Below are 11,310 nucleotides of genomic sequence, written 5' to 3' on the forward strand. Positions count from 1 at the left end.
TCGGAGCCGGGCACCACGGGGATGCCGAGCCGCTTGGCGGTTTTCTTGGCCTCGATCTTGTCACCCATCAGGCGGATGTGCTCGGCCTTCGGGCCGATGAAATGCAGGTTGTGCTCGGCGAGGATTTCGGCGAAGCGGGCGTTCTCCGACAGAAAGCCGTAGCCGGGATGCACGGCGTCCGCGCCGGTGATCTCGCAGGCCGCAAGCAGCGCGGGCACGTTGAGATACGAGTCCTTGGACGGCGGCGGCCCGATGCAAACACTCTCGTCGGCGAGCCGCACATGCATGGCATCGGCGTCGGCGGTGGAATGCACCGCGACGGTGGAGATGCCAAGCTCCTTGCACGCGCGCAGGACGCGGAGCGCGATCTCGCCGCGATTGGCTATGAGGATCTTGTCGAACATGCGGCCTCAGGGGGCGAGTGGCGAATGGCGAATAGCGAATGGATAATTTGTCCCTGTTCGCTATTCGCCACTCACCATTCGCTCATTCTATGATTACGAGCGGTTCGCCGAATTCGACCGGCTGGCCGTCTTCGACAAGAATCTGCGTCACCGTGCCGGCACGCGGCGACGGGATCTGGTTCATCGTCTTCATCGCCTCGATGATCAGGAGAGTCTGGCCGGCCGATACCTTGGTGCCGACGTCGATGAACGGCTTGGCGCCGGGCTCGGGCGCCCAGTAGGCGGTGCCGACCATCGGCGAGGGGACCACGCCCGGGTGCTTGGCAAGATCGGCGCCTGCTGCAGGCGCAGCGGCGACGGCTGCCGAGGCGACCGGCATCGGCTGGAAGCTCGGCATCGCGGCCGCCACGCTGATGTTGCGCGCGACCCGCAGCCGCAGGCCGGAGCGCTCGATCTCGATCTCGGTCAGGCTGGTCTCGTCGAGCAGCAGCGCGAGTTCGCGAATGAGCGCGCTGTCTTCGCTCTTCAGATTTGCGGCTGATTTGTCCGCTGACTTGTTGTCGGGCTGGCGGGCCATGGTCTTGATCCGGGATTCTCGATGTGGGTGACGGCTTAAACGTCAGACTTGGTGTCGTTCGGCGTCAGGATTGCGGTCAGTGTGAAGTCAGTTCTGCGCCTTGATGCCGAGCTTGGCGGCAAGGCCTGTAATCGCGAGGCGGTAGCCTTCGATGCCGAAGCCGCAAAGCGATGCGAAGGCGGCCATGGCGGTGAAGGAATGGTGACGGAAGCTCTCGCGGGCGTGGATGTTGCTGACATGCACTTCCACCGTCGGGATCTTCACCGCGACCAGCGCGTCGTGCAATGCGATCGAGGTGTGCGAATAGCCGCCGGCGTTGATGATGATGCCCGCAGCCTTTTTGGCGTGCGCCTCATGGATGAAGTCGATCAACTCGCCCTCGCGATTGGACTGGCGGCAGTCGGCCTTCAGGCCGAACTGCGCAGCCGTTTCCGCGCACAGCTTCTCCACGTCGGCGAGCGTCGCATGGCCATAGGTCTCGGGCTCGCGAATCCCCAACATGTTGAGGTTCGGGCCGTTGAGCACATAGATCGTCGCGGCAGCGGCTGGGGTATTTCCTTGGGCCATCCGGATTCCAGCAAAGAAGAGGGGCAGGCGGGTCGCGGCGTTATAGGTAACAACGCGGCCAAGGGGAAGCCTTCAGGCTTGCCGGAATGCCGCCCAAATGCATCATTCCCTTCGTAAAAGGCCGCCTTGAACCTACGGAAATCGCTGGTTAATCCGTTTTCGGGTCCTGGCTACCCAAAGCAAAAGGGGTGGACATCTCTGCCCACCCCTTCCTTGGCCTGGTGAAAGCCTTGGTCCGTAGCGTTGGCCAGGTCCGTTAGCCCTCGATGATGTAGACGATCTCGTGGGTCTGCGGACGGACGATGACGTAGCGGCCCTTCACCAGGATGACCTCATAGCCGCGCCACTCCGGATAGATCTCGACGATCCGCGGCGGGAGCGGGTGGAAGCGAACCGAGGCAGGCACCACCGTACCGACCGAGATATTGAAGTTCACGTTGGTGGTCTCCTGGATCTTCTCCGACCTGATGGCGGAGACGATCTGGGTGCGCTTCTCGGCCGGCGGGGCGGCGGTCGCCGAGGTGGCGGCGTTGCCGGTCGTGGTCTGCGACTTGCTCTCGGTCGCGGCGGTGCCCGACTTGGTATCGGTCTTGGTATCGGCCTTGCCGTCGCGGCCCTCGGCCTTCATTTCCTTGCTGCCCTTGGCCGAATCCCTGGTCGAGTCGGTCTCGGAGTGCATGCTCTTTGACTTCTCGCCCTGCATGCGGTTGCTGTCCTGGGCGCTCTTGCTGCTGACGCCGGGCGCGGCCTTGTCGGTCGATTCCGAAGCCTTCATGCCGGACTCGCCCTTCATGCCGGACGACTCGCCACTCTTCATGCCTGAAGAAGCGCCGCCGCTATCGCGATGCATTGCGCCTGACGACGCGCCGCCGGACGAAGGCGCGCTCTGCTGCGCCGTAGAACCGGCCGATCCCGCGCCTCCGCCAGGACCCTGCGCACTGGCAAGGCCGGTTCCGGCGATCAGGGCCGCGGTCGCGACCGTAACCAGAAAGCGATTAGTCATCGAATGTCTCCTCACGTGTCTGCATTGCCCGCGCCGACAACGAAAGGAATTGCGCGATGTTCCTGACCATCGACGGTTCCACGGACTTTGTTTTGTGAATGCCGGATGAATACGGACCTCGACTGAGACGGGTGGGCTGAGGAGGTTCGATTTGAACATTCTCGCCAACAAAAAATCCGGCTGCGTCGCAGCCGGATTTTGCCGTCGAAGGAAGTCAGCCGGGTTCAGCAGGTCGCCTTGCCGCAGCGCGCGTTGCTGATCTTTTCGCGAAGCGCTTCGACGCCGACGGCGCCGATCACCACCTGCTTGCCGATCACGTAGCTCGGTGTGCCGTTCATGCCCATCGCTTCGGCGAGCTTGAAGTTCTCCTCCAGCGTATTGCGCACCTCGGCGGTCGCGAGGTCCTTCTCCAGCTTCGCCATGTCGAGGCCGGCTTCCTTGGCGGCCGCCATCGCGCGGGCCTTGTCGGCGGCGCCGCGGCCGGTCAGCAGCTTCTGGTGGAAGTCGAGATATTTCTTGCCGGTCGGATCCTGCATGCGCACGGCCACGGCGACCTGGGCGGCTTCGACCGAGCCCGCGCTCAGGACCGGAAACTCCTTGAGCACGATCTTGAGCTTCGGGTCGCTCTTCATCAGGTCCATCATGTCCGTCATCGCGCGCTTGCAGTAGCCGCAATTGTAGTCGAAGAACTCGACGAAGGTGACGTCGCCGTCCTTGTTGCCGAGCGTGACGTTGCGCGGCGAATTGAAAATCGCCTCGGCATTGGCGGCAACTCCGGCTTCGTGCTTGGCGGCTTCCGCGGCGGTCTGGCGCTTGCTGAGTTCAGCCATCGCCTCTTCGAGCACTTCGGGATGTGCGATCAGGTAATTGCGGACGATGGTCTCGATGTCGCCGCGCTGCGCGTCGTTGAAGCTCTGCGCGGAAGCGACTTGCGGCGCGCCGCAGAGCGCCAACGCAAACAAGGCGGGGAGGAGAAAACGGAACGAGGGCATCGGTGAATCCTTATGCGGCGAGTTGCCGGGCAATCCTGCTGAAGGCCGGCTCCTGGAATATTCGTTCGTGGTAGCCTGGTGCCAGTCCCTGTACCAAGTCCCCGGGGTGCAAGTCTTTGACGATCCGGTCCGATTATAGCCGAATGCGGGTTAATTCTAGTTGCTCTTCTGGCCCGGCAGCGGCTTGGCGCTCACAATGTCGTCAGCTTTGACCCACCCGGGCGTTCCGATCGCGAAGCGCGCCTTCGCCCGCGAGGCGAGATCGCGCGCGGTCTTGTTGTCGCCGCGCAGGGAGGCGGCCTGGGCGGAGGCCAGATCCGCCTGCGCGTAGTCGCCCTTCCTGCCATAGGCCATGGCGAGCTGGGTATAGCCGATCGGCGCTTCGGTCTCGCGCGCCACCGCTGCGCGCAGGATCGAAATCGCCTCGTTGGTGTAGGCATTGTTGCCGGTTGCCACGAGGGCCTGGCCGAGCAGGATCTCGATGAGCGGCGCGCTGTTGGAGAGCTGAAGGGCCTTGCGCAGTGGCGCGATCGCCTCCTGCGGCCTGCCACCCTCGAGCAGCGCCTGGCCGCGCACCTCGTGGAAATAGGGATTGTTGGGCTGCTGCTGGATCAGCGCGTCGATCTGGGCGAGCGCGCTGCGCAGGTCGCCGTGCAGATAGGTCGAGATCGCGCGGGCGTAGCGCGCCGGCATGCTGTTGTTGGACAGGGGATAGCGCCGGGCGACGGTGTCCTGCCGCTCCATGAACGCCGAGATCTTGGCGCGCACCATGTCGTGGCGGAGCTGTAGCGCAGGGTCGTCCTTCTTGTCCCAATAGGGGCTCGAGCGCGCCAGCTCTTCCAGCGCGGCGACGCGCTGCGCCGGCATCGGATGCGACTGCACGTACGGGTCGGTGCCGCGGGAGGCGAACAGGCTCTCGTCGGTGAACCGCTTGAACGTCTCCCACATGCCGCGGGACGACTGGCCGGTGGCATTGAGGAACTTCACGCCGGCCTTGTCGGCGTTTTCTTCCTGCTGGCGCACATAGGAGAGCAGGTTGCGGCGGATCACTTCGCCCGGCGCGGAGAACATCGCCGCGCCGGCGTTGGTCAGGCCGCTATTGCTGCCGCCGCCTCGCGCGCCCGCGACCATGGCGCCGGCGCCGAGCAGCATGGCAATGATCATCTGCGTCTGGGCCTGCGCCATCTGTTCGCGCATCTTGGCGAGGTGGCCGCCGGCAAGGTGGCCTGTTTCGTGCGCCATCACGCCGATGATCTGGTTCGGCGTCTCCGACTGCATGATCGCGCCATAGTTCACGAAGATGCGGCGGCCGTCGGCAACGAAAGCGTTGAAGACGCTCTGGTTGATGATCACCATCTGGATGTTCTGCTTTTCCAGACCGGCGGCGCGCAGGATCGGGCGGGTATATTCGCGCAGCAATTGTTCCGTCTCGGTGTCGCGGAGCACTGGCGGGCCCTTGTTCTCCTGCGCCGTCGCCGCTATCGGTGCGGTGGCGAGCGCGATCGCCGTGGTCAGCGCGATCAGTTTCCTTGATTTCTTGCCTGGAGCGATACGGAGCAGCATGCGTGATCTTTGGCGATTGGCGGTGGTTCGGGCTTGTCCGGACGACGGTTCGGCTTCCGACCAGATCGGAAACAGGTCCCGATATGTTGATTCAAAGCGTTTCTTCACCCGAGCCGGTATCACTTCGCCTGAAAACGCTATAACAAGCCACTGAATACGGCCAGTCTGGGGCGCCGGCCGGCTCGGGAACCCGAATTCGGGCGGCGTTCGTGCACATAGCAGATATCGATGCAGGAATCGACACTTAGAGACCGCGCAAAGGCGTTGCTGACGCCGTCAGCGCGGAGCGATGTTCCACCCTTCATGGTGATGGACGTGATGGCGGCCGCGGCCCGCATCGAGGCGGCGGGCGGGCACGTGATTCACATGGAGGTGGGGCAGCCGGCGGCGCCGGCCCCGACCTGTGCGATCGGTGCCGCGCACAGAGCGCTCGACGAAGCGAGGATCGATTATACATCCGCGCTCGGCATGCCCTCGCTGCGCATGCGAATCGCCAGGCACTATCACGACACTTACGGCTGCGCGGTCGATCCCGACCGCATCGTGGTCACGACCGGCTCGTCCGGCGGTTTCATTCTGGCGTTTCTGTCGATGTTCGAGCCGGGCGACCGCGTCGCCGTCACGGTGCCGGGCTATCCGCCGTATCGGCACATCCTGACCGCGCTCGGCTGCGAGCCGGTGCTGATCGAGACATCACGCGCGACGCGCCACGCACTGACCGGGGAGGCATTGCTGGCCGCGCATCGCCAAGCCCCGCTGAAGGGCGTGCTGGTCGGCAGCCCCGCCAATCCGACCGGAACGATGATGTCGCGCGAGGCGCTCACCGGGCTGATCCATGCGGCGGAGAGCGCGGGCATCCGATTCATCTCCGACGAGATCTATCATGGCCTCGACTACGCGTTCCCGGCGGTGACGGCGGCCGAGCTTTCGCCGCATGCGCTCGTGATCAACTCGTTCTCGAAATATTTCTGCATGACCGGCTGGCGGGTCGGCTGGATGGTGGTGCCGGAGCCGCTGGTGCGGCCGATCGAGCGGCTGCAGCAGAACCTGTCGATCTCGGTGCCCACGCTGTCGCAGATCGCGGCCGAAGCGGCGTTCGAGGGCAACGACGAAATGGAAGCGATCAAGCACGGCTACGAGGAGAACCGCCGCATCCTGATCGAGGGACTGCCGAAGGCCGGCCTCACCAGGTTCCTGCCGGCGGACGGCGCCTTTTACCTCTATGCCGACGTCTCGGACTTCACGTCCGACAGCTTCGAATTTGCCGGCCGTATGCTCGAGAAGGCGCATGTGGCGGCGACGCCGGGCGTCGATTTCGATCCGATCCACGGCCGCAGCTTCATCCGCTTCTCCTACGCGCGCTCGGCCGACGAGATGCGTGAAGCGGTTGCGCGCATCGCACGCTGGCTTCGCTAGCGCCACCTCTCGTCATCCACATCAATCTTCATTTCAATCTTGCCTGTCCAAATCGGGGAGCTATCCGTGTCCGCCAGATCCATGCCGGGCCGACGGCCGGATATCTGTTCGGCTTCGTGGGCGCGGCCTTTGTCGCGGGATGGCTCGCCGAGCGCGGCTGGGATCGATCGGTGCTTCTTCTGTTCGTTGCGATGGCACTTGGACACCTTTTGATTCTCGCCGCCGGATTTGGCTGGCTGGCGTTCGGCATGAAACTCGGCGTGGAAAAGGCGTGGCTGGTCGGCATCGCGCCGTTCATCGCAGCGTCGCTGATCAAGAACGCGCTCGGTGCGGCCCTCGTGCCGGCGATCAGGCGGATTTTCGTTTCCCGCGATTAGGCGGGGGTTACATTCGCCAGCCCCATTGACTTCGCTTACCCAAAAGACTTTGGCTGTGTGCGACGGATTGGCGCATGTTCGGCCCGGTCCGCGCACATTTCTGAGGGGGAGTGAGCGTCATGGCGGCAACAATTGCAACCGAAGCGCCCGCGCGCGCGGCAAAGAAGCCCTGGTACCGGATTCTCTACGTCCAAGTGCTGATTGCGATCGTAGTCGGCGCGCTGCTCGGCTGGCTGTGGCCTGTGCTCGCGACCAACGACTGGATCAAGGCGCTCGGCGACGGCTTCATCAAGCTGATCAAGATGGTGATCGCGCCGATCATCTTCTGCACCGTGGTATCGGGCATCTCCCATATACAAGATGCCAAGAAGGTCGGCCGGATCGGCGTCAAGGCGCTGCTCTATTTCGAGGTCGTTTCCACCTTCGCGCTGGTGATAGGTCTTCTGGTCGGCAACATCGTCAGGCCCGGCGCGGGCTTCGGCGGCAGCATGGCGAACGCGCAAGCGGTTGCCGGCTACGCCAAGCAGGCCGAGGCGCAGAAATCGGTCGACTTCTTCCTGCACATCATTCCCGACACCGTCGTCGGCGCCTTTGCGCAGGGCGAAATCCTTCAGGTGCTGCTGTTCTCGATCCTGTTCGGCTTTGCGCTGATGGGGCTCGGCGAGCGCGGCCATACGATCCGCGCCTTCATCGACGATGCCGCGCATGCGGTGTTCGGCGTCATCGCCATTGTGATGAAAGCGGCGCCGGTCGGCGCGTTCGGCGCAATGGCGTTCACCATCGGCAAGTTCGGTACTGGCGCGATCCTGAACCTGCTCGGGCTGATCGCGACCTTCTATCTCACGGCCGCGCTATTCGTGTTTGTGGTGCTCGGCTTCATCGCGCGGATGGTCGGCTTCTCGATCTTCAAGTTCCTGGCCTACATCAAGGACGAACTCCTGATCGTGCTCGGCACGTCGTCTTCGGAAAGCGCGCTGCCTTCCCTGATGGAGAAGCTCGAGCGGCTCGGCTGTTCCAAATCGGTAGTGGGCCTGGTGGTGCCGACCGGTTATTCGTTCAACCTCGACGGCACCAATATCTATATGACCTTGGCGACGCTGTTCATCGCGCAGGCGCTCGGCTTCGACCTCACCTTCGGCCAGCAACTGACCATCCTGCTGGTGGCGATGCTGACTTCGAAGGGCGCTTCCGGGATCACCGGCGCCGGATTCATCACGCTGGCGGCGACGCTCGCGGTGGTCGATCCCCGCCTGGTGCCCGGAATGGCCATCCTCCTCGGCATCGACAAGTTCATGAGCGAGTGCCGCGCGCTGACCAATCTGTGCGGCAACGGCGTCGCCTGCGTGGTGGTGTCGTGGTGGGAGGGCGAACTCAACAAGGATAAACTGCACGCCGGCCTGAACAAGCAGATCGACCCGTCCGACGTCGAGACCGCCATCACCACGGGCTGACCGGCACAGCGATCCGCAAAATAAAAAGCCGCCCGGTTTTCGCCGGGCGGTTTTTCTTTTGGTTCGCTTCCTTACTCACCACCGCCGAAGCGGCGCGACCACCAGCCGGCCTTGCGGGGCGCGGCTTCGTCCGCTGCCGCCGGCGCCGGCTCGGCCGGGGAGGGGGCAGGCGTTTCGACCGGCTCTGGCGCGCTCTGGCCCGACACCGGTTCTGCCGGTGCGCTGGTCATGAAGCTGACCTTCTCGCGCACGGTCGAACGCCGCCGCGCCGCGGCGGGCTCGGTCTCTTGTGCGGCTGCTTCAGCGGCCGGGGCGGATGCGCTTGCCACCGGCTCCGGCTGATAGTCCGATACCGGCTGCACCTCCACCGGCGGCGCGACCGGCTCGGATTGAGTGTCTGTATGCACCAGCGACGGCGCGGGCTCGGTCGAGCCGCCGTCGAAATCGGCAACCGCGTCGGTCGCTTCGGGGGCCGAGGTCGGCCCGAGCTCGTCAGCGATCGATCCGGCGAGCCCGTCGTCCAGCCCATTGCCACGCCGGCGGCGTCCGCCGCGTCGGCCGCGGCGGCGCGGACGCCGTTCGCCGGCCGGCTGATCGCCGCGCGCTGCCTGCTCGTCGCCTTCATCCTCGTCGGCTTCGCCGTCCTCGACGGCCGGGCCTTCGATGGCTTCGCCTGCGGCGACCAGCGCATCGCCATCCTCGCGTGGGGCGCCGTCCTCGCGCGGGGCACCGCCTTCGCGCGGCTCGCCACGACCGCGCCGACGCCTTCGACGCTTGCGGCGTTGGCCATCGCCTTCGCCGGACGAAGCCTCGGCGCCATCCTCGGTCAGGCCCTCCGTTTCCTCGGTCTCGACCTCGGATTCGGTTTCGATGTCGTACGCCTCGTCGTCCTCGTAGGCTTCCTCGACCTGCGGCGGGGAGGCGGCAGCCTGCGCCGCCAGCAACGCCTTGGCGGCTTCCAGCGTGTGGACCTGCTCGCCGCGGTCGATGATGTAGGATTGCTGGCCGCTGACCGTGGCGTCGGCGACGACGGCGAGCGATACCTTGAAGGCATTTTCGAGATCGCGCAGATGGCCGCGCTTGTGGTTCAGCACATAGAGCGCGACGTCGGTGCGGGTACGCACCACCAGATTATGGGTCGCGCCCTTCATCAGGATTTCCTCGATGCCGCGCAGCAATTGCAGTGCGACCGAGGAGACCGAGCGTACATGGCCGCTGCCGCCGCATTGCGGGCAGGGTTCGGTCGAACTCTCCAGCACGCTGGCGCGGATGCGCTGGCGCGACATTTCCAAGAGGCCGAAATGCGAGATGCGGCCGACCTGGATGCGCGCGCGATCCTGCCGCAGGCAATCGCTGAGCTTGCGCTCGACGGCGCGGTTGTTGCGCTTCTCGTCCATGTCGATGAAATCGATGACGATCAGGCCGGCGAGATCGCGCAGGCGTAGCTGGCGGGCGACTTCCTCGGCCGCCTCCAGGTTGGTCTTGAGCGCGGTGTCCTCGATGTGGTGTTCGCGGGTCGAGCGTCCCGAGTTGACGTCGATCGAGACCAGCGCCTCGGTCTGGTTGATGACGATGTAGCCGCCGGAGCGCAACTGCACGGTCGGCGAGAACATCGCGTCGAGCTGGCTCTCGACGCCCATCCGCGAGAACAGCGGCTGGCCGTCGCGATACTGCTTCACCGCCCTCACGTTCGAGGGCATCAGCATCTTCATGAAGTCGCGGGCTTCCTGGTAGCCGGCTTCGCCAGCGACCTGGATTTCGTCGATCTCCTTGTTGTAGAGGTCGCGCAGCGAGCGCTTGATCAGCGAGCCTTCCTCGTAGACGAGGGTGGGGGCCTGCGAGCGCAACGTCATGTCGCGCACGGTTTCCCACATCCGGATCAGATATTCGAAGTCGCGCTTGATCTCGGGCTTGGTGCGCGAGGCGCCGGCGGTGCGCAGGATGATCCCCATGCCCTCGGGCACGTCGAGGTCCTGAACCACTTCCTTCAGACGCGAGCGATCCTGCGCCGAGGTGATCTTGCGGCTGATGCCGCCGCCGCGCGCGGTGTTGGGCATCAGCACGGCGTAGCGGCCGGCCAGCGACAGATAGGTCGTCAGCGCCGCGCCCTTGTTGCCGCGCTCTTCCTTGACGACCTGGACCAGCATCACCTGGCGGCGCTTGATGACTTCCTGAATCTTGTACTGGCGGCGCGGGCGGAACGGGCGCTCCGGCACTTCCTCCAGCACGTCGTCGCCGCCGACCGATTCGACGACATCCTCTTCGGCGTCATCCTCGGCATCGTCGTCGTCGTCCTCGTGGCCTTCGTCGCCCTCCGGAGCACGGGCGAATTCGTCCGGCGCGGCCGCGGCGTAGCCTTCGCCGGCATGCTCGACATGCGGCGGCTCGTCGGCATGATCGTGCTCCTGACCATGATCGTGGCCATGAAACTCATCATGGGCATGCGTGGCAGGCGCGTCTTCGGCGCCTGCCTGGGCGGTGGGGACCTCGGTTGGCGGCACTGCGGGGGCACTGAACTCCGGTGTCGCTTCGGCAACCGGCGCTTCGCTGACGGCAGCCGCCGGTTCGTGCGAGGCCGGCGCATGGTCCTCGTGGTGATCGTGCGGCTGGTGGGCGTCGTGACCGTGCGCGTCGTGACCGTGCGCCTCGTAGTCATGCGCCTCGTGGTCGTGCTGGACCGCATCCTCGCCATGTCCGGCGTCGTGCGCCTGCGCCTCCGGGGCATAGAGACCATCATGCTCGTGCGGCTCGCCCTCATAGGGCTGCGGCGCCTGCGAGGGATCCTGGGCGGCATTCTCGATGACGTCGCTCTGGACGCGGTCGCCGTGACCACGGCGGCGCGCGTTGCGATGGCGCGAGCGGCGGCGGTGGCTGGAGCGGTTCTCGCTCTCTTCCTCGGCCTCGCGGTGGGCGCGTTCGTCGGCCTCGATCAGCGCCTGACGGTCGGCGACCGGGATCTG

At 65.1% G+C, this 11,310-nt stretch carries 9 protein-coding genes and 1 pseudogene; 3 read left to right on the forward strand and 7 right to left on the reverse strand.

What is annotated here, in order from left to right; translation table 11 throughout:
* The 6 genes from V7E26_RS26290 to V7E26_RS26315 form a co-directional block, all read right to left on the reverse strand.
* Positions 1-404 (reverse strand): biotin carboxylase N-terminal domain-containing protein (locus tag V7E26_RS26290; RefSeq protein ID WP_324421919.1); only part of this gene is annotated, 404 nt, incomplete at its 3' end.
* Between the two features lie 82 nt (positions 405-486).
* Positions 487-981, reverse strand: coding sequence for an acetyl-CoA carboxylase biotin carboxyl carrier protein (gene accB / locus V7E26_RS26295; protein WP_324421921.1), 495 nt, complete (start codon positions 979-981; stop codon positions 487-489).
* 87 nt (positions 982-1,068) lie between these two features.
* A complete protein-coding gene (gene aroQ, locus V7E26_RS26300) occupies positions 1,069-1,548 on the reverse strand; it encodes a type II 3-dehydroquinate dehydratase (RefSeq protein WP_324421923.1) in 480 nt (159 codons plus the stop codon).
* 256 nt (positions 1,549-1,804) lie between these two features.
* A complete protein-coding gene (locus V7E26_RS26305) occupies positions 1,805-2,551 on the reverse strand; it encodes a DUF1236 domain-containing protein (RefSeq protein ID WP_324421925.1) in 747 nt (248 codons plus the stop codon).
* Between the two features lie 224 nt (positions 2,552-2,775).
* Entirely contained in the window at positions 2,776-3,543 is a 768-nt protein-coding gene (locus tag V7E26_RS26310) for a DsbA family protein (protein WP_324421927.1), read from the reverse strand.
* 156 nt (positions 3,544-3,699) lie between these two features.
* On the reverse strand, positions 3,700-5,106 hold the full coding sequence (locus tag V7E26_RS26315; RefSeq protein ID WP_324421930.1) for a M48 family metalloprotease: 1,407 nt from the start codon (positions 5,104-5,106) through the stop codon (positions 3,700-3,702).
* Between the two features lie 228 nt (positions 5,107-5,334).
* On the opposite strand from V7E26_RS26315, the gene V7E26_RS26320 reads away from it, so the two are divergent.
* From V7E26_RS26320 to V7E26_RS26330, 3 genes and pseudogenes are all read left to right on the forward strand, one after another.
* Positions 5,335-6,522, forward strand: coding sequence for a pyridoxal phosphate-dependent aminotransferase (locus tag V7E26_RS26320; RefSeq protein WP_324421932.1), 1,188 nt, complete (start codon positions 5,335-5,337; stop codon positions 6,520-6,522).
* A gap of 86 nt (positions 6,523-6,608) precedes the next feature.
* Positions 6,609-6,899 (forward strand): annotated as a pseudogene (locus V7E26_RS26325) (biotin transporter BioY); the annotation flags it as partial.
* A gap of 119 nt (positions 6,900-7,018) precedes the next feature.
* Positions 7,019-8,350 carry a dicarboxylate/amino acid:cation symporter gene (locus tag V7E26_RS26330; protein ID WP_324421934.1) on the forward strand — a complete coding sequence of 444 codons (1,332 nt, stop codon included), beginning with the start codon at positions 7,019-7,021 and terminating at the stop codon, positions 8,348-8,350.
* 71 nt (positions 8,351-8,421) lie between these two features.
* Here V7E26_RS26330 and V7E26_RS26335 read toward each other — a convergent pair.
* Positions 8,422-11,310: Rne/Rng family ribonuclease (locus V7E26_RS26335; RefSeq protein ID WP_324421936.1), on the reverse strand; the 2,889-nt coding region annotated here is incomplete at its 5' end.

This window comes from Bradyrhizobium sp. (genome assembly GCF_036735945.1).
Taxonomy (GTDB): Bacteria; Pseudomonadota; Alphaproteobacteria; order Rhizobiales; family Xanthobacteraceae; genus Bradyrhizobium.

Coding starts and splice junctions, on each gene's coding strand:
- V7E26_RS26310 (WP_324421927.1), bottom strand. CDS start 3,543: ATGCCCTCGTTCCGTTTTCTCCTCCCCGCCTTGTTTGCGTTGGCGCTC.
- V7E26_RS26315 (WP_324421930.1), bottom strand. CDS start 5,106: ATGCTGCTCCGTATCGCTCCAGGCAAGAAATCAAGGAAACTGATCGCG.
- accB (WP_324421921.1), bottom strand. CDS start 981: ATGGCCCGCCAGCCCGACAACAAGTCAGCGGACAAATCAGCCGCAAAT.
- V7E26_RS26320 (WP_324421932.1), top strand. CDS start 5,335: ATGCAGGAATCGACACTTAGAGACCGCGCAAAGGCGTTGCTGACGCCG.
- aroQ (WP_324421923.1), bottom strand. CDS start 1,548: ATGGCCCAAGGAAATACCCCAGCCGCTGCCGCGACGATCTATGTGCTC.
- V7E26_RS26305 (WP_324421925.1), bottom strand. CDS start 2,551: ATGACTAATCGCTTTCTGGTTACGGTCGCGACCGCGGCCCTGATCGCC.
- V7E26_RS26330 (WP_324421934.1), top strand. CDS start 7,019: ATGGCGGCAACAATTGCAACCGAAGCGCCCGCGCGCGCGGCAAAGAAG.